The 18993-nt window shown below is 40.6% G+C and carries 20 protein-coding genes; 19 read left to right on the top strand and 1 reads right to left on the bottom strand.

The features are described 5' to 3' along the window. The first annotated feature begins 138 nt into the window (after positions 1-138). The 9 genes from IQ283_RS14995 (at position 139) to IQ283_RS15035 (ending at position 10122) form a co-directional block, all read left to right on the top strand. Positions 139-1329: a DUF418 domain-containing protein gene (locus tag IQ283_RS14995; RefSeq protein WP_194220934.1), complete on the top strand. Its 1191-nt coding sequence runs from the start codon at positions 139-141 to the stop codon at positions 1327-1329. A 12-nt stretch (positions 1330-1341) separates the two neighbouring features. Further along, on the top strand, positions 1342-1839 hold the full coding sequence (locus IQ283_RS15000) for a PH domain-containing protein (protein ID WP_194220935.1): 498 nt from the start codon (positions 1342-1344) through the stop codon (positions 1837-1839). Then, complete coding sequence (locus IQ283_RS15005) at positions 1836-3332, top strand: PH domain-containing protein (protein ID WP_194220936.1); 1497 nt, start codon at positions 1836-1838, stop codon at positions 3330-3332. The genes IQ283_RS15000 and IQ283_RS15005 overlap by 4 nt, the downstream gene beginning before the upstream one ends. Before the next feature lie 215 nt (positions 3333-3547). Further along, positions 3548-4465 carry an aldo/keto reductase gene (locus tag IQ283_RS15010; RefSeq protein ID WP_194220937.1) on the top strand — a complete coding sequence of 306 codons (918 nt, stop codon included), beginning with the start codon at positions 3548-3550 and terminating at the stop codon, positions 4463-4465. 95 nt (positions 4466-4560) lie between these two features. After that, complete coding sequence (locus tag IQ283_RS15015) at positions 4561-5028, top strand: DUF2691 family protein (RefSeq protein ID WP_194220938.1); 468 nt, start codon at positions 4561-4563, stop codon at positions 5026-5028. A gap of 248 nt (positions 5029-5276) precedes the next feature. Continuing rightward, on the top strand, positions 5277-6632 hold the full coding sequence (locus tag IQ283_RS15020) for an arsenic transporter (protein WP_194220939.1): 1356 nt from the start codon (positions 5277-5279) through the stop codon (positions 6630-6632). A gap of 25 nt (positions 6633-6657) precedes the next feature. Further along, positions 6658-7320 carry a DUF2642 domain-containing protein gene (locus tag IQ283_RS15025; protein ID WP_194220940.1) on the top strand — a complete coding sequence of 221 codons (663 nt, stop codon included), beginning with the start codon at positions 6658-6660 and terminating at the stop codon, positions 7318-7320. A gap of 210 nt (positions 7321-7530) precedes the next feature. After that, a complete protein-coding gene (locus tag IQ283_RS15030; protein ID WP_194220941.1) occupies positions 7531-9039 on the top strand; it encodes a M1 family metallopeptidase in 1509 nt (502 codons plus the stop codon). 141 nt (positions 9040-9180) lie between these two features. Continuing rightward, complete coding sequence (locus IQ283_RS15035; RefSeq protein ID WP_194220942.1) at positions 9181-10122, top strand: ornithine cyclodeaminase family protein; 942 nt, start codon at positions 9181-9183, stop codon at positions 10120-10122. Positions 10123-10171: 49 nt separating this feature from the next. Here the strand turns inward: IQ283_RS15035 and IQ283_RS15040 are convergent, their stop codons facing one another. Continuing rightward, positions 10172-10513, bottom strand: coding sequence for a DUF192 domain-containing protein (locus IQ283_RS15040; protein WP_194220943.1), 342 nt, complete (start codon positions 10511-10513; stop codon positions 10172-10174). A gap of 420 nt (positions 10514-10933) precedes the next feature. Between IQ283_RS15040 and IQ283_RS15045 the strand changes: the two genes are divergently transcribed. From IQ283_RS15045 to IQ283_RS15090, 10 genes are all read left to right on the top strand, one after another. Next, positions 10934-11095: a Flp family type IVb pilin gene (locus tag IQ283_RS15045; RefSeq protein WP_194220944.1), complete on the top strand. Its 162-nt coding sequence runs from the start codon at positions 10934-10936 to the stop codon at positions 11093-11095. Positions 11096-11155: 60 nt separating this feature from the next. Continuing rightward, positions 11156-11656, top strand: coding sequence for an A24 family peptidase (locus tag IQ283_RS15050; protein WP_194220945.1), 501 nt, complete (start codon positions 11156-11158; stop codon positions 11654-11656). After that, on the top strand, positions 11653-12027 hold the full coding sequence (locus IQ283_RS15055; protein WP_194220946.1) for a TadE/TadG family type IV pilus assembly protein: 375 nt from the start codon (positions 11653-11655) through the stop codon (positions 12025-12027). Before IQ283_RS15050 ends, IQ283_RS15055 begins: the two co-directional genes overlap by 4 nt. Then, positions 12027-12923: a TadE/TadG family type IV pilus assembly protein gene (locus IQ283_RS15060; RefSeq protein ID WP_194220947.1), complete on the top strand. Its 897-nt coding sequence runs from the start codon at positions 12027-12029 to the stop codon at positions 12921-12923. Before IQ283_RS15055 ends, IQ283_RS15060 begins: the two co-directional genes overlap by 1 nt. A gap of 26 nt (positions 12924-12949) precedes the next feature. After that, complete coding sequence (gene cpaB / locus IQ283_RS15065; RefSeq protein ID WP_206759478.1) at positions 12950-13513, top strand: Flp pilus assembly protein CpaB; 564 nt, start codon at positions 12950-12952, stop codon at positions 13511-13513. A gap of 2 nt (positions 13514-13515) precedes the next feature. Continuing rightward, complete coding sequence (locus IQ283_RS15070) at positions 13516-14691, top strand: AAA family ATPase (RefSeq protein WP_194220949.1); 1176 nt, start codon at positions 13516-13518, stop codon at positions 14689-14691. Between the two features lie 13 nt (positions 14692-14704). Then, entirely contained in the window at positions 14705-16036 is a 1332-nt protein-coding gene (locus IQ283_RS15075; protein ID WP_194220950.1) for a CpaF family protein, read from the top strand. 1 nt (position 16037) lies between these two features. Next, entirely contained in the window at positions 16038-16997 is a 960-nt protein-coding gene (locus IQ283_RS15080) for a type II secretion system F family protein (RefSeq protein WP_194220951.1), read from the top strand. 3 nt (positions 16998-17000) lie between these two features. Beyond that, positions 17001-17927 (top strand): type II secretion system F family protein, encoded by a 927-nt coding sequence (locus IQ283_RS15085; protein ID WP_194220952.1) that lies wholly within the window; start codon positions 17001-17003, stop codon positions 17925-17927. A gap of 178 nt (positions 17928-18105) precedes the next feature. Next, complete coding sequence (locus tag IQ283_RS15090; RefSeq protein ID WP_194220953.1) at positions 18106-18960, top strand: MBL fold metallo-hydrolase; 855 nt, start codon at positions 18106-18108, stop codon at positions 18958-18960. Positions 18961-18993 lie beyond the last annotated feature (33 nt).

The raw sequence follows: 18993 nt of genomic DNA on the forward strand, positions 1-18993 counted from the left end.
ATTTTTTTATCGAAAAACAATAAAAATATGTTGAAAATAGATAGTTTAACTGTTATCTTTGGTTTAGGAAATATAAGGAATATAACTTAAATGATGGAATGTGAGATTGTGTCAATTTCCAATTGAGGAGGTGAAAATGTGACGAGTGTGAAACGAAACGAACTTGTGGATGCATTAAGAGGATGGAGTCTTTTCGGGATATTGTTAGCAAATCTATTAATATTTCAATATGGGATATTTGGAAAAGAGGAGATCTCATTTTTTAACCTGTCACCAGTAGATTATGGTGGCTATTTTGCCATTAAAGTCCTTATAGAAAATTCATTTATGCCGATCTTTACATTTCTATTTGGGTATTCTTTGATATTGATGAGAGATCGTTTGGGGCAAAGAGAGCGACGAGTAAAATGGCATTTATTTCGGAGGTTTTTGGTTTTAATTGGTTTTGGTGTTTTACATAGTAGTTTTCTATGGGAAGGCGATATTCTTTTTCTTTATGGGATGATGGGAATACTGCTTCTTTTCTTTGTTAATCGAAAGCGGAAAACGATTCTTGTCTGGTGTGTGATCCTGTTCTCAATCGTAACGTTTGTTAGTTATTTAGGGGGCGGGGAAGAAGTGCCTCTGATGAGTGAAGCGAAGAGGACTGCTTACATGAACGATATGGTGAACATCTATAGCAGTGGAACTTATCAAGAGATCAAGAATTACAGGCTCAACGTTGATCCAATGGAGTTAAGCGCGGGAGAAGAAATTGCTATGATGCTCTTCGTTCCTATTCTCCTTCTTCCTATGATGCTTTTGGGGATGTATGCGGCACATGCTCGTTGGCTCGATCCAAGTAAGTTAAAACGGTTTTGGTACGTGTCAGTTCTTTTTATTCCGCTTGGTCTTCTCTTAAAAGCCTCATTGTATTTATCGAAGGAGATTAGCGGGGTACCGGATATGAGTTTAATAGGAGGAAGTGTAATGGCAATTGGATACATCGGTTTATTTGGGTACATATACTGCCGTACTCAAGGAAGTCAATGGATGAGAGGATTTGAAAGTCTTGGGAAGCTATCTCTGTCCAATTACATCTTACAAACGATAATTTCCACAACGATTTTTTATGGCTATGGGATTGGTTTATTTGGAAAGATGGGCGTGGTGTTTTCAATTTTATTTGGAATCATTCTATTTATCTTCCAAGTAATAGGAAGTACGTTCTACTTGAAACGCTTTAAACAGGGGCCGCTCGAGAAAGTGATGCGTTTGTTTGTTTATTTGGAGAATCCTTTTCGAAGGAATCAAAAGCGTCCGATGAATGATGAAATCAAAGTAAGTTAGAGGAGTGGCAGTATGTCGACAGAAATTTGCAATCCAAACCGCCAGTTAGCGAAGGAGGCTGTGCGTGTATGGACGATAAATGCAATCATTGGAAACAGTATTGGTTTTCTTGTCTTGGGTATTCTTTTTTATCTTGATAATCGGTTCACCTGGTGGGGATGGGTAAGGTGGCTTTTAATGATTGCATTGATTATTATGATTGTCATGACGGTGTGGGATGTTTTTATTTATCCTAAGTTGAAATATAAGTACTGGCGATATGAAGCAGATGAAGAGTACTTGAAGCTTAGACATGGGGCAATCAATGAAGAGCATCAGCTTGTGCCAATGAGTAAAATTCAAGCGGTTGCAACTAGTCAGGGACCAATATTAAGAAGGTATCAGTTGTATGCGCTATCGATTGAAACGATGGGTTCATCACACATGATTCCTGCGTTACCAAAAGAAGAAGCTTTTCAGTTGCGGAATGAAATTGCCCGATACGCGAAGGTGAAGGAGGAGGGAGAATGAGATCTTTTCAAAGGTATTCCCCATGGCTACTCTTATTTGATACGTGGAAACTTGGAAAGAGCGCTATTTTCTTTCTAGTCTATTTTTTTCTGATCAAAGGTGGTTCAGATTCCTTTTTCTTTGAATACGGACGCCCCGCGGTCCTTATTCTACTTGGATTATCGCTCATTCGGATTGCACTGAAATGGTTAACGAAAAAATATCGTCTTGATGACGCATTCCATCTTCATGAGGGGATCTTTACGAAATCAAAACGAACGATTCCGTTCTCGAAAATTGAAAACATAAACGAGCACACGTCCTTCTTTCATCGCTTAACTGGGACCACCTCCTTGACCTTTGAAACGGGTATGAGGGGAGATGAGGCAGCGGTAGAATTTGATGTTGTTTCACGAATCCATGCCGAGGAGTTGAAACGGTTTGTTTCACTCCAATCAATAGAAGAATCTGAAGCAGAGCCAATGATTGAATCAGTATCGGAAGGAAAGGAAGACAAACAGCAACCAGATCGGATTATTCATTTTCGGGCTCAAAAAAAAGATTTGGTTAAAGCTTCGTTTACATCTTTAAGTTTTCTTTTCCTTATCCCTGTAGTTGGAGGCTTTTATTCTAAACTTGACGATATTTTCGGTGTGGAAAAGGATGCGGGAGGTTTGATTGCCTTCCTTCTTCAGTCAGGTTGGCTGATTGGCACCATCGCCTTCGCTGCTGTGATCATATCCATTGGCTTTGGGCTAACTCGTACGTTTCTGAAGTACGGTGGTTTTGAAATTTTATCAGATAACGAGCGGATCTACATTCAAAAAGGGGTTCTTGACACTACGAAATTTTCGATATCAAAACATTGCGTTCAGGCGATCGAAATTAATCAAACATTTCTCAAACGTTTGTTGGGCCTTGCGGAGGTGAAGTTAACGAGCGTTGGTGAGTCACGAGCGGAAGAGGAAAAGCTTGAAAGCAACTCACTCTACCCCTTTCTACCTGTTCAACGAGCTTATGAGATGGTCGAAGAACTATTGCCAACGTATCAGGTAACTGAAAAGATGAATCGATTGCCACGATCTGCCCTCTGGATTCGCGAACTACGACCAAGTTTTCTGTGGATGATTGGAACGGGAGTATTGTGGTATTTTAAGCAGGATGTTCTGAATGTCCCCTGGTGGATTTTCTCAGTATTGCTTCTTATGATCGTCAGTCTTGTTAGATACTTCGATTATCGAAATACGAAATATACTTTAAATGCTTCATTCGTTCAATTCAAAACGGGCGGGTTGTCCACTTCTTTATTTGTATCAAAAAGAAGTAAAGTGATTGAAGTTAATGTAACACGAGGCTTTATTCAGAAAATAGCTGGACTTGCATCAGTTGGGATGATTAACCGATCAAAGCCTGTTCATCATTCGGGAATTGATGATGTGCCGCTTGAAATAGCCGGTTCTTTTTATAAATGGTATCTAGCTAGAAGAGATGAAATAGATTTGGTTAACAGATAGAGGGGAGAACCAATGGATGGATTTCAGTAGTTTACTAGTTCCTATTGAGGTAAACGTTGATTAAAATTACTACTTCTTCAAAGTGGGAGTAAAATGGGTACATGGGTACAAAATATATTTATAACATTGAAAGCGCTGTAGCAAAAAGTCTAAATATTACCTTTTCCTTTACCTGAATGATAGGATAGCAGTATCAATTAAACGAGGTGATTGCTTTGAAAAAGATTAAGCTAGGTACAAGTGATTTAGAAGTTGGCGAGATTTCACTAGGTTGTATGCGCATGAACGAACTTAGTGAGAAGGATGCAGCTTACGTGATTGAGAATGCGATGGACCATGGAGTGGATTTGTTTGATCATGCTGACATTTATGGTGGCGGGAAATCGGAGGAAGTATTCGCAAATGCGATCTCTGCAAACGATGATCTTCGTGAGAGAATGAAGCTCCAAACGAAGTGCGGTATTCGTAAAGGCTTTTTTGATTTTTCCAAAGATCATATTCTTGAATCGGTGGATGGAAGCCTAAGTCGACTAAAGACAGACTATGTTGATACTTTGCTTCTTCATCGCCCGGACGCCCTATTTGAGCCTGAGGAAGTAGCCGAGGCCTTCTCTCGTTTGAAAGAAAGCGGAAAGGTTCGTCACTTTGGCGTGAGTAATCAAAATCCAATGCAAATGGAACTGCTGAAGAAGTATTTGAAGGATGACTTAATCATCAATCAGCTTCAATTGAGTATTGTACATACGCCAATGATTGATGCTGGATTTAATGTGAACATGCAGAATGATCCAGCTGTCGTTCGCGATAGCAACATTCTTGAGTACTGTCGTTTGAACGATGTTACGATTCAAGCGTGGTCTCCATTTCAGCACGGCATGATTGAAGGACCATTCGTTGGAAACAACGCCTTTCCAGAAGTAAATGCAAAACTTCAGGAGCTTGCAGAGAAATACAATGTGACTGATTCAACGATTGCGATCGCATGGATTTTACGTCATCCTGCCAACATTCAGCCTGTTGTAGGCACGATGAACACAGAACGATTAAAGGATATTTCAAGAGCTTCTGATATGGAGCTTACGAGAGAAGAGTGGTATGAGCTTTATCGTGCTGCAGGGAATAAGCTTCCATAAGATAAAATGATTGTTCGTTTTAGAGCGTCATTCTGATGATAAGGAAATGCGCATTTCTAGGTTTTCTATGTTTCTTAACAGAAAGAGGAGAGTTAATGATCACGGGAATTACTTTTGAGGTTCCGAATAAACAGGGTTACCTTCTGAGGGATATATTGATTCCGATCGATGTATCAGCTTTTAATTGGCTGGTCAAGGATGAAGAGGCTTACTATGTAGTTGATGGTGAGTTAGGTGAGCCGCTGTTTAATCACAAAACCTTGCATTTGGAAGGTCAGCTTCTTCAAAAGAAAATAGAAGAACAGCTCTCCTATGTGATTTTTGCTAATCTAAAAGCTTTTCCGAAAGGTTCGGTACCTAAGGAATTAGAGATTTATAAGGATTTTAAGGAAAGCGATTGCGAGTTTGTTTTACTTATAGTTGATGGCACTTTTGTTACCGTATATTGTAAAGATAACGTACTAAGTGAAACGTTATTCTATCATGCTAAAAGAAAGGGATACCTGGAAGTAGCCTATCTAACTGATGAAAATGATGAGAGGACAGGACTTTCTGTATGGTAAGAACGAAAGCGTAATACAAATTAACGATAAACAAGCTAGAATTCCTTTAGTAAAAGGCGTTCTGGCTTGTTTTTATATGGAATTTTATTTATGGACGAGTATCTCGACCGGACATCTGCCATGGAGAGTCAAAGGTACATTTTAGGATTTTAGCTTCAAAAACCTATCCCTTTTGACGCGAAATGAATATAACTATACAAGGTGGGACATGCAAGAGCTTTTTACTAGATTAAGAAAGGCGGCTAGATATGTCATTAGGCATAGGAATACCCATATTTGTGTTCGTCGTAACAATGATGGTCATATTTTGGAGACCGGGCGGGATAAATGAAGCATGGCCAGCCTCGATCGGAGCCCTCATCATCTTAGTAACTGGAACTGTATCCCTTGGAGATATAGCTGATATCCTAAGTAAAATAAGTGGCGCATCCATTACGATAATGGCGACGATTGTCATGGCTGTTATATTAGAAAGTTTTGGCTTCTTTCACTGGGCAGCTGCAAGACTAGCTGTTCTTTCGAAGGGATCGGGCTATCGTTTATATTGGTACATTCAGTTGCTTTGTTTCTTAATGACTCTACTATTTAATAACGATGGAAGCATTTTAATTACAACTCCAATCTTAATATTGCTACTGAAAAACCTTCGTTTAAAGCCACATCAAATGATTCCTTATTTGTTAAGTGGTGCACTCATCGCGACAGCTTCCAGTGCTCCGATCGGTGTGAGTAACATTGTTAATCTGATCGCTTTAGAAATTGTCCATATGACGCTTTATATGCATACGGCGATGATGTTTGTGCCTGCAACTTTAGGATTGATCTTTATGTCATCATTTATGTTTTTCGTCCTGAAAAAGAAACTTCCTAAAGAACTTCCAGGTGCGGCTTATGACATTGAAGAGATGTTCTTTTCGAAGCATTTTCATCCGTTAAAAGGGAAGATTTCCGTAGAAACGAAAAAGAAACGCACGCAGTTTATGATCAAGCTTCTCCTATTTGTTTTTATAATGCGCTGTCTTCTCTTTGTCGCATCTTACTTCGCGATCCCCATTGCACTCGTTGCTGTTCTTGGATCAGCTGTCTTGCTCGTGTGGAGATGGTATGCACTCGGCACAAATCCTATTGATATCATTAAGAAAACGCCGTGGCACATTTTAATATTTGCTTTCTCGATGTACGTGATTATCTACGGACTTCATAATGCAGGGTTAACCGCATTGCTTGTGGACATGTTAAATCCGATCGTCAACCAAGGATTGTTAGCAGCTAGTTTCATTATGGGAGGGTTAGTCTCCGTTCTTTCCAACCTCTTTAATAACCACCCGGCTCTAATGGTTGGAACAATTGCGTTAACGGAAATGGGATTAGACCCGATCACATTAAAAACCATTTACCTTGCTAATATTATCGGAAGCGACATGGGGTCCTTGCTATTGCCAATCGGAACGCTTGCATCCTTGATTTGGATGCATATTTTGAGACAGTATCATATTAAAGTGACGTGGAAAGATTACATGAGCGTATCTTTTATCGTCATTCCTCTAACGACTGTTTTTACACTGTTTCTACTATTCTATTGGGTGCAGCTGATATTTGGGTAAGAATCTTGGAGAGGAGCCTGTTTGAATGGATCGACTAGTTAATTTATTAGGAAAACATGTGGAAGTGAAAATTTCTGGAGGAACAGTGTTTATCGGAATTCTTACGGATATTGGACCAGACATTCTCGTCCTTTTCAACGGGGAAAATTATCTCTACTTACCGCTGCTGCATGTTCATAAACTGTATCGCTATACGAAATCAGATACTGTCGAAAGCCCAAGTGCACCTTCACTTTCGGATAACATCGATTCGATTTCGTATCGGAAAATACTCATGAACGCGAAAGGAATCTTTACTGAAATTTATGCGACTGGAAACTTATCTTTCCATGGATATATTACGAACGTTCTGAGTAATTACATCTCATTTTATTCCCCAGTTTATAAAACAATGTATCTACCCTTAAGTCATATAAAGTGGATAACCCCATACAGCCAAAACAATACACCCTATACGCTTTCAAACGAAAAACTGCCAGTTAATCCGTCTAATATCCCATTGCTTCGATCATTTGAAGAACAGTTAAAGAAAGATGAAGGAAAGCTTGTCGTGTTTGATGCAGGAAGCGATCCAACTAAAATTGGCTTATTAACGAAAGTAGAAAATAATTTCGTTGAACTAGCGAATGCTAGTGGAGAGGCTGTTTATTTAAGATTAAACCATATTAAATCTGTGCAATTGCCTTAATGGGGTCAGGTTCGTACCTGACCTTTTTTTGTGCGTTTAGCAGACAAACTTCCTATGATGGATGGTCTAGTAAGAGGTGAATAAATGGGAATTCACTTCTTACACCTACGAAATAACTAGATAATTTTTCCATAAATGAGTCGTTTGTTTCAAGGTAACCCCTCCTTAAATCCAGAAATTCTTAAGTGAAATAACTAAGGAGGGATTTGTGTGAAGGGAAAGCGAGTGATGAAGCAGCTTCTGCAGGGGGTTGCTGCAGGTAGCTTATTAATGGGGCTTGCGCTACCAGCAAGTGCAGCTGAACCTGATACGAAAGAATTGATGCTTGAGGGGGAGGGGGCTTATGTTCCTACTGATTCGCCTAGCATTCAATTACCGAAGCAGCCGTTTCAGCTTCAAAAACCATCTAAGCAAGAAGGGGTACTTGGCCCAACAAAGCCTTCGTATGTGATGGATGTAGATTATAATGCCACGACGCACAAAGTAAAAGGGACACTTGAAGTAACGTTCAAAAACAACATCAAAAACAATTTAAGTGAGTTATACTTCAATCTTTGGGGAAATGCGGAAACGTTTGAAGAGAATGGCGGAAGTATGGATGTTTCCAAAATCAAAGTAAACGGTAATAAAGCAACGTTTGAGGTAAACGAAACGGCACTACATATTCAAAACCTTTCGCTACCGAAAAATAAGAAATCGACCGTTACGATGAACTTTCAAGTGAGTTTACCAGAACAGCAGGATCGCTTTGGCTGGTATGGTGATACCGTTTCAATGGGCAACTGGTTTCCGATTTTAAGCGTTTACGATGATGAAGGCTGGAATGTCGATCCGTATTATCCGTATGGTGAAGCGTTTTATTCTCTCTCTGGAAAGTATGATGTCACCGTGACGACTGATAAAGAACAAGTCATCGCGGCGACAGGAGAAGAAGTTGGAAAGCCTGTTATTAAAGGAAATCAGGCGACGCATCGCTATAAGGCAAAGGATGTTCGCGACTTTGCGATGGAAATGAACCCAAATTACCGCGTCATCTCTTCGAAAGTGAATGGCATCAAAGTGAATGTCTACTATTCTAGTGAACACGCGAAGTATGCTGCGTCCCTACTCGAGTCTGGTGTAGATAGTCTTGCCCTGTTCAGTGAGAAGTTTGGTAAATACCCGTGGCCGGAACTAGATATCGTGACGATGGAAGGCTGGTTTGGCGGGATGGAATATCCTCAGCTTGTGATGATTAGTCTTGCAGGAGAGCGCCCACTTGATTGGGCGAAGTCAGTAAATGCTCATGAAATTGGACATCAGTGGTTCTACGGAATTATCGGAAACAACGAATATGATGAGCCGTGGCTAGACGAATCATTCGCAAGCTTTGCGGCGGCACTTTATGATGGCGATTTAGATGAGTTAGACGTCGCTCCTCATCCGGATCAAGATTATCACCTATCCAGTCAGATCGCAGACTTCACTGCGCGTGCAGATGAAGGAGGAATTAGCGCTTATTATTATATGATCTATAACTATGGATCAAGTACGATCAACGACCTGCGTCAGGAGCTAGGAGATGAGGCTTTCTATGACACGATGCAGCGTTATTTCAAGCAACAGAAATTCGGTATTTCGACTACAAGAGACTTTATTTCTTCAATGGAAAAATCAACGGATCGTGATTTGATGCCGTTCTTCCGAGATCATCGGGTGTATTTATCCGATCAGGAATAAAGTAGATAAGGAAAACCCTCCCATCAACATGGGAGGGTTTTCGCTATTAGGTAACTCAAGCTTTGTACTAGAATGAATCTGTACGCTTAAAAACTATTGTTGCTGATTGTGAGCTTAGTTTCATCAATAAAGGAGGAGCAAATGAACATTATTTCAGGGCAAGAAATCGAACAAAACCTATCCATGCAAGAAGTAATCGAATCGATTGAAACGCATTACTTAACAGAAGAAGATCAAAATGAGAAGACACCAGAGCGAATGCATGTAGAAGATGGCGACAATACGTTTCTTCTTATGCCCTCATTCTATGGGGGCTATCAGGCTACAAAACTAGCGGGAGTTGCGCCTGATAATTGGAAGCTTGGCAAAGAAACCATTCACGGAATGATGATCTTAAATGATCGCAAGACCCTTGCGCCATTGATGTATTGTGATTTTATGAAAATCACAGCTCTTCGCACAGGAGCATTAGGTGGGCTTGGAATGAAATACTTATCAAGACCAGACGCGACATCACTGGGCATCATTGGCCTCGGTAAGCAAGGATGGAGTCATCTTCAAGCGGCCATGGCGGTTCGACCGATTGAGAAGGTGTACGTGGCAAATCGAAGCAAAGAAAAAGTAGCGTCGTTTATAGAAAAAGCTCAAGAATCGTATCCTCAGTTAATTGTAGAAGAGGCTTCGATTGAAACGTTAGTCAAACAGTCAGACGTTGTCATCACAACGACAACATCAACGAAGCCTGTGCTACCTGATCTTGAAGCTTCAGAGTGGAATGGTAAATTGGTAGTGGCTGTCGGCTCTTTTAAACCAGCTATGCAGGAAATACCTGATTCGTTCCTCCGATTTGCAGACGGTGTGTATGTGGATACGAGAAGAGGCTTTCATGAATCCGGTGATTTAATTCGTGCGCGGGAACTCGGCAGACAGGAGTCTGATTCTCTTGCTTTAGAAGAGATCATTCAACAGAATCATCGACCAGACAATCTGAATGAAAAAGGATTACTCTTTAAAACAGTGGGCATCGCGATTTTTGATTTGATCGTGACGAAGGCGCTTTATGAAAAGATGAATGCAAAGTGAAGATGAGAGCGACAGTGCCTGGAAGGGTACTGTCGCTTTTGTAATAGATTTAAAGTTTTAGAAATTCCCCAATCTTAATTGTATGTTCTTCAATCGATCCTTCCGGTAATTCAAGACTGGACTTTGCCCCTTTAACCGGTGCTATAAAACCCCAGGGTTTAAGACTTTGAACAACCTTTACAACCTCGTTCTCTTCGTTTAGAAAGACAACATCGATCGAAAAGAACATAAAGCACATGTGAATGGAATTGCAAGGCGTGATCAGAAGCGCTTCGTGTTGAAGAGGCGTTTTTCGAAACATTAGTCCTTTTAGTCTTTTTATAAAAGTATCAGCCTTCAGCACTCTCAGTGGAAGTGTTCGATATAGTGTATCATTATTTCTCTCCAACATGACTATTCTCCTAAATTATGACGTTATCTATACTATAATAGATGTCTATTTAATACTCAATAACGAATATATTACTATAAAAATTGTAAAAACAAGAAAAAAAGTTCAAAAAAGGACTTTACAAATTCTCTATAACGAATTATTATGTATTTAAGGTTGTTCGATAAAAAGAACAAGTTAATAATTAATAGACACTATAGTGAACAGAATCTTACCTTAGATAATGTTCGCCGTTTTGAAAGGGGGAACCAGAGGATGAAAAGTTTCAGCTGCTTTCTTAGAGCAAGAGGAGGTTAACTGAAGTCACTTCGCGATCATCTACGTAACTGGTTTCTACTAGTAAACAGTCGATTTGTATTCTGGTATTTATGATTTCTTAAATATAACGATTAAAACAAAAACTCTAAGGGGGAAATAAGAATGTTGAAGAAAATGGGACAGTTCGTAAGAGAAGAAGAAGGACAAGGTATGGCGGAGTATGGATTGATTTTAGCGGGGGTAGCGGTTGTGGCTATTGTAGGGATTAAAGCGTTAGGTATTAAGATTGATGAAGTGATAGACACTGTAACTGGAAAGTTATAAGTAAAATCCTGGCCCCACTTACTCAAGTGGGGCCAAATTTAAAAGCAAAGAGGGACTGCGATGCTATACAGTATCTTGGGCATTGTTTTACTCATTTCATTTATAACAGATGTGCGCAAACGACGCATTTTAAATATCGTTACATTCCCTGCAATGGGAATTGGTTTGTTTTACTACACGTTAACTCTTGGTTGGAAAGGTTTTCTGTTTAGTGGTGCTGGACTTGTTGTTGGATTTGCACTTCTTCTGATTCCATATTTGTTAGGGGGAATGGGAGCGGGAGATGTGAAGTTACTTGCGGCGATTGGCGCCTTAACTGGCACTTCGTTTGTTCTTCACTCTTTTTTTTATACGACTTTAATTGGCGGAGTGATTGGTCTTATTTTAATTATGAAAAGAATAGAGTTTTGGAAGTTCTTTAAATCTCCAACCTATACGCTATATTCTTTGATGAATCTGAAAGGTTTTAAATTCAATAAAGAAAGCAATCTAACCTATCCTTACGGCGTAGCCATTACGTTCGGAACCTTATGTGCGGCTTTTGTAGGAGGGATAACATGAGGTCAGAAAAAGGTCAATCAATGGTAGAGTTTGCGCTTGTCCTTCCAGTTCTTGTAATGCTTTTGTTTGGCATTATCGATTTTGGTCGTATTTTTCATACGTATCTTGCGATTGACCATGCAAGTAGAGAAGCGGCAAGGACGGCAAGCATCGGAGAGAACGATGCAACGATCGTCTCTACGGCAGTTTCGAGCGCCTCCAGTATTCACCTCACTTCTGGTCAGGTAGCGGTTTCACCAGGTGGTGCGAAATCTTCAGGAAGTGATGTGACAGTTACGATCACGTATCCGGTTCGTTTTCTTACACCAGTTGTTTCAAGCGTAACCGGACCGATTACCTTATCCAGCTCAACTGTTATGAGGGTTGAGTGATGAAAAGGACTCGCTTCTTTTTCGCGAATGAAAGAGGGAATGTGGCCGTTATGCTAGCGCTAAGTTTAACCGTTTTACTTGGCGTAACCGCTATGGTCATCGATGTTGGGCGACTATATCACGAGAAAAGAATTCTTCAAAACGCGATGGATGCAGCGGCACTTTCCGGGGCTCAAGGATTGTTAACGAGTGAGGTAAGTGCTGCTTCTATTGCAAAGGAACTTGCTAGTAAAAATACATTTCCAGTCGACGATGGTGATCTAACGATTACAAGTCAGTCGATCAAAGTATCAAAACAGTCGATTGTTCCGATGACGTTTGCACGTGTATTTGGGATCCAAGAAGCTTCAGTCAAAGCTTCAGCCAAAGCTGAGGTCGGTTTGTTGAAGTCTGCTAAGCGCGTTACGCCTATTGCGATCGAACATACCGCTATTCCGAATGAGACAGAGTTAAAATGCGAAAATACTGGAAAGCATCACGGGAACTGTGGGTACCTTGATATCAACAGTAATGGGGCAAGCGGTTTAGCTGAGAATATCATCAACGGTGTAGAGCTTGAAGTTGGGACGAATGTCCAAACAGAACCCGGGCAAAAATGGGGGCCAGTCAAGAACGCGATTGAAACACTCATTAGTAAGGATGCTGGAAAAACAAAATGTCAGGCAGCGGCCACAGCAGATTATTCCTGTGCGCGTATCGTTATCATTCCGCTTATTGATTCATGGGATGGCGTGAATGGAAAGTCGACGGTTAAGGTTGTCGGATTAGCAGCTTACTGGATTGACCGATTAGATGAACCGAAGCGAATTGTTGGCAAATTTAAAAAGGTTGTTACTACTGGAGAAATAGGCGGCTCTGGGCCGGGTAATTTATATGGCGTGAAGCTGGTTGAATAGGTTGAAGAGAAGTGAGGGAGAAGGGTATGAAAACAAAAAGGATTTGGATGTGGTCCATCGTATTTGGAGCATTCGCAACAGTCATTGTGTATGTTGCCCTATTCACGAATTTAACTACGGACGCAGAAACTGAGGTTAAGAAAGTAGAGGAACCTGAGGTTGCGGCAGAGACGACGATTTCGAAGCGAGAAATACCGAATTCAATGGTTGAAGTGAGCGAGGGACATCGAGCAATCTCGCTAAATGTTGAGTTAGCGAGCGGAGTTTCAGGTTATGTGCAGCCGAATGACTTCGTTGATGTCATTGCTTATGAAACAAAGATTGATGAAGAAAAGAAGGAATTCAAATCTGCGGTCCTTATACTGCAAAGTGTAAAAGTCCTAACGTCAGGTAAGGCGCCTGACAGCATGGAAGAAGCTCTCCATTATGAAACAGTCACTCTCGAAGTCACTCCGGAGCAAGGAGTAAGCTTAAGTCTAGCCGCTAAGGATAAGGACGGATTTTACCTCATGTTACGGAATGGTAAAGATGATGGAACAGTGAAAGAAGGACTAAAAGAAACAAGACAGGTTTATAAGGAGAATGAATAACAATGGATCTAAACTGGTATTTTTATTCTGATACAAATGCGCGTGCAGATGAATTAGAAGCGCTACTTATGAAGAAGAGTCATACTTTAAAAAGTTTTCATCTGTTAGAGGATCTTTTTCATCAGCTTGAGCGAATGCCTCATACTATTCTCTTTCTTAAAGCGAATACGGCTTATAACGTATATGATCTTTGTCAGGAAATATCAGTAAAATTCCCTTCCACCTATTTGGTTATTATCGTACCTGAAAATATGGAAAATACGAAAAAAGCTATGCGAGTTGGAGCTTCAAATATGCTAACGTATTCTTCTGATTCAGAAGAGATCAATGAAGTGATTATTCAAGCTCAATCATTTGTGAAACAACGTGCTAACCAGAAGGGAAGCGCTCATCCTCATCTCCAAAAGAAAAACAGCCGAGTGATGGCAGTATGTAGTTCTAAGGGTGGGGTTGGTAAAACGACCTTATCTGTCAATCTAGCAAATGCTTTTGTGAAAGACGGAAAGAGCGTAGTGATTTTAGATGCGAATTTTCAGTTTGGAGATGTTTCGATGTACGTGGATTTGAAGCCGAAAAGGTCGGTTTATGAATGGGTAAAGGAAGGGGTTGAGCGAGAACGCTACGGAATTGAAAATTATTTAACGCACCATTCAAGTGGTGTTGCCATTCTCGCCACCCCTCCTAGACCGGAATTTTTTGAGATCATAACCGAGGATCACCTGGAGCTAGCCGTTAGTGAACTACGTAAAAGCTATGACGTTATTCTGATTGATACCCCGACGTACATTTCCGAGATTCATCTCAAAAGTCTTATGCTCTGTGATGATATTCTCTTAGTCACAACGGGTGATTTACCAGTACTAAGGAATACGAAACTTTACCTGGATATGCTGGAATCCCTGCAACTAAATGAGAAGGTCAAGATTATTTTAAATAGAGACTCCAAGCACCGCGTCATAGAAGTGAAGCGAATGGAAAGCATTCTTCAAGAGCCAGTCTATGTTTCGTTGCCAGATCAAGGAGTACACATAGCTACAACGATTAATGAAGGTCTTCCACTAGTGATGAAAAATGGGCGGAATGCTTTTTCTAAAGGTATGTTCATCCTTGCGCATCAATTAATCCCTGTTAGTAGTGAAGTAGAGAAAAAGCCAAAACGATTCGCTCTGAGTCGATGAAGGGGGAGTTCCGTTGTCACTTTTCAAACGATATGCCGAAGAAGAGTCATCAATAGTTGAAGAGCGAAAAGAAGTGCCGATCGTGAATACGGTTGAATACAAGCAAGTAGAAACGAAATTGCAAACCTTTTTGCTAGATGAACTAAAAAAGCACCAGTTTCAAGCTGAAGAAGAATCGAAGAAAATTCGAGAGTGGGGAAAGCTCTTTTTAGATAACGAAGCTGAAAGGCTTACCTTTGAAGAAAAGAAACGAATTCTTGAATCAGTAGAGCACGAATTGCTCGGATATGGACCAATTACGCCATTACTGGAAGATGACACTGTTTCAGAAGTGATGGTGAACGGCGCAGATGCCATTTATTATGAACAGTATGGAAAATTGAAGAAAAGCTTTCTCACTTTTCGAGATGATGATCATTTAAGTCGTGTGATCGAACGAATTGTTTCTCCTATCGGAAGAAGAATAGATGAAAGCTCTCCGATGGTGGATGCGCGACTTCCTGATGGATCACGTGTAAATGCCGTTATTCCACCCCTTTCCTTGACTGGGCCGTCCCTTACGATAAGAAAATTCTCTGCTACGCCTCTTCAAATGAATGATCTTATCAATTATCAGACTCTAAGTGAAGACATGGCGGAGTTTCTAGAAATTTGTGTTCAATCGAGATTAAATGTCTTTATTAGCGGTGGAACTGGCTCGGGAAAAACATCAACACTTAATGTGCTTTCTTCCTTTATCCCGAACGATGAGCGAATTGTAACGATTGAAGATGCAGCAGAGTTGAACTTATCTCAGGAGCACATTGTTTCATTAGAATCGCGGCCTCCTAATATTGAAGGCAAGGGGGAGATTTCGATTCGAGAGCTTGTCCGGAATGCGCTGAGAATGCGACCTGATCGCATTGTTGTTGGTGAGGTCCGTGGGGCGGAGGCGCTTGATATGCTTCAGGCAATGAATACAGGGCATGACGGCAGTCTTAGTACAGGACATGCCAATTCACCAAGAGATATGTTGTCACGACTTGAAACAATGGTGTTGATGGCTGGGTTTGATTTACCTTTACGAGCGATTCGAGAGCAAATTGCTAATGCACTGGATCTTATTGTTCAACAGGCTAGAATGAAGGATGGATCCAGGAAGATCACCCGTATTACCGAGGTGATTGGTATGGAAGAAAACATCATTGTTCTTCAAGATTTGTTTGTTTATAAGGAAACGGGACGAAACAGCGATGGTAACGTAGAAGGGCATTTTGAAACAACCGGGGTAAGACCGAATGTATCAGAGCTTCTTGAACAAAATGGCTACAAGATTTCATCATCTTGGTTTAAAGAGGTGTGGTGAAATGAATGATTGGGTTCTCCTTCTACTGATTTTTGTTTCAGTGACCTTACTCTTTTATTTGATTTCCAAAGGGGTTATGAGAAAGAAAAAAACCAGTGAGCGAATTAAGCGGTTTATCCCACAAGCCATCGCTGTCACTGAGGTTAAGGAAAAACAGAAGAATGAAACATTTAGAAAATGGATTGGTTCATTTGCGAAAGCATTTTCTGGCATACAGTTTAGCCAAAAAACAAAGAAATCTCTTGAACAATCGGGAAGTTCATTAAAAGCAGAAGAGTTCTTTGTTATTCGCATATTAAGTGCGATGGCAGTGGCTGGATTGCTCTATGTCCTTGGTGTACCATGGTTTGTTAGCATTCTATCGCTTTTGATCGGTTTTATTATTCCTGGTATCTATATCACGATTAAAGCAAGGAAGAGAATCAAACTACTATCCTATCAGCTTGTTGAGGCACTTGGTACGATGTCCAACTCGATGAGGGCAGGGTTTAGCTTCGTACAGACGATGCAACTCATTGGGAAAGAAATGCCAGATCCGATTGGTCCAGAATTTGATCGTACTGTTCGTGAAATTGGAATGGGTATACCTATGGAAACCGTGTTTCAAAGCCTGTTAGAACGTTTACCAAATAAAGAGCTTGAAGTTGTTATACAAGCGATCCTTGCGCAACGTAAAAGCGGTGGGAATCTGGCGCAGCTTATGGATACGATGGAAGATACTATTCGTGGGAGGATCCGGATTCTCGAAGAACTAAAGACGTTGACAGCACAAGGAAAGTTATCATCCTGGATCATTACTGCTCTCCCTCTTGTGATGGGAATCTACCTCTATTTTGTAAGTCCTGAATACATTGAACCAATGCTTACCTATCCATTGGGCTGGTTTCTTCTAGCAACAGGGGCGATTTCACTATTAATCGGCTGGTTTTTAATTCAAAAGATTGTTCGGATTGAGGTGTAACCAATGATTGCTATTCTGTTTATGCTTTGTACGATGGTTTGTTTCGTATTGTTTATTGCTGCCCTTCTTAAAACCGTTTATCGAAAAGAACTTGCTCTTGAATCTCGCGTTGAGCACTATTTTGGCAAGGAAGAAAAAATTCAACGTAAAACCGAAAAAAGAGAAAGTGGATCTTTCCATCCACTACTTCGTAAATATTGGGGAATGGGTATTGAACAGGTGAGTAAAACATTTGCAAGAAAGGATCGAAAGAAGTTAGATATGCTCCTCCATGAGGCTGGATATGGAAACCGTTCGGCAGTTGAATTCCGACTTATTCAACTTCTTCTCAGCATCGGTGGAGGGTTCTTAACTTACTTGCTTATGGCGCCTGTGACGGATGGAAATGCTTCTATGACACTTGTATTAGCACTTGGGGTTGTTTTCTTATTTTATCGATATCCTTTGTTTTACTTAGCGAAGAAAAAAACGCAGCGCGTTAAAATAATAGATATGGAAATGTCCGATTTCTTTGATATGGTAAGTCTACTTCTTGAAGCAGGCGTAGGACTTGAAGGGGCGATCCAAAATGTATGTGCAAGAAAGTCTGGCCCACTTGCGGATGAGTTTACTCAGGCTTTAGATGAGATGAAGCGAGGGAAATCGCGACGAGAAGCATTTTATAATTTAAAAAAACGTGTTCCTTCAGATTATTTTCAAAGTGTGATGATGTCGATTATTCAAGCCGATCATCTTGGGATCGGAATGTCAAAAGTTATTAAAAATATTACGGCACGCATTCGTGAACAGAGACGTGAACGAGCACGCGAGCAAGCGATGAAAGCTCCAGTTAAAATGCTCATACCTATGGTTCTCTTTATTTTTCCACCCCTCTTTATCATTATCCTTGGACCGATGGTAGTGAAGATCGTCGTGGAAGGCTTTGGTTAAGTGAAGACGAAGACCTCCATTTCTACTGCAATGCGAAATATCAATTTTTCTAAACGACGCTTCCATTTGGAGGTGTCGATTTTTGTATGTAGTAGAAAAAATACGAATACATAATTTCAAAATGATAAAATGGAAATAAGAAATTTCATCGAGGTTTGTATTTTAAGGAGGACAATAGATGCAACAGATTAAACAAATTGGCAATCGCTTTTATTACCAAACGCCCGTTTCCGAAACGGACCGACCGATTCTCGGAATGGTGATTGGAGATAGAAAGTCTCTGATGATCGATGCTGGGAATTCAGAGGACCATGCTCGTTATTTTCTAGAAGAGCTATCGGAAAAAGGAATCAAGGAACCAGACATCGTCGCGCTTACTCATTGGCATTGGGATCATATCTTTGGGTTATCAGCGCTTAAAGATGCTGTCTCTTTATCCTCGCATCAGACGAAAGAGGAAATTAGTAAGCTTATTCCATTAGGATGGTCTGATGATGAGTTGGATGAGCGGGTGAAAGAAGGCACTGAAATTGAATTTTGTGCAAATGCGATCAAGAAGGAATTTGTGAATTCTCGAGACATTACGATTACGCTACCAGATATAACGTTTGGAGAGAAAATAGAGATTGATCTTGGCGGTGTCACGTGTATTCTTCAGCCAGTTGGGGGCGATCATGCGGCTGATTCGGTTGTGGTTTATGTGAAGGAAGAGAAAATCCTATTTCTTGGAGACTGCTTTTATCCTGATATTTTTTCGGAAAAAGTCAATTACACTGTTAACACAACAAATCGACTGCTTGATCAGTTAGAAAGCTTTGATGCAGAATGGTTCATCTTATCACACGGGGAGGCAATCTCTAAGGAGGATTTTAAGAACGAAGTGAACCTTTTACGTGCTGTTGCTTCTATTACTGAGGAGTGCAATGGTGATGTTACACGTATGCAAAAGTTGTATGAGCATAACGTTGGCAGAGACTCACGTGAAGAGGAGCTTGTAGTGATTCAAGAATTTGCTAACGGGTATGCGATGTAAAAAGCGCTAGTTGGAATGACTTTCTTCAAAGAA

The sequence above is a fragment of the Pseudalkalibacillus hwajinpoensis genome (genome assembly GCF_015234585.1).
In the GTDB taxonomy this organism is placed as follows: Bacteria; Bacillota; Bacilli; order Bacillales; family Guptibacillaceae; genus Guptibacillus; species Guptibacillus hwajinpoensis_B.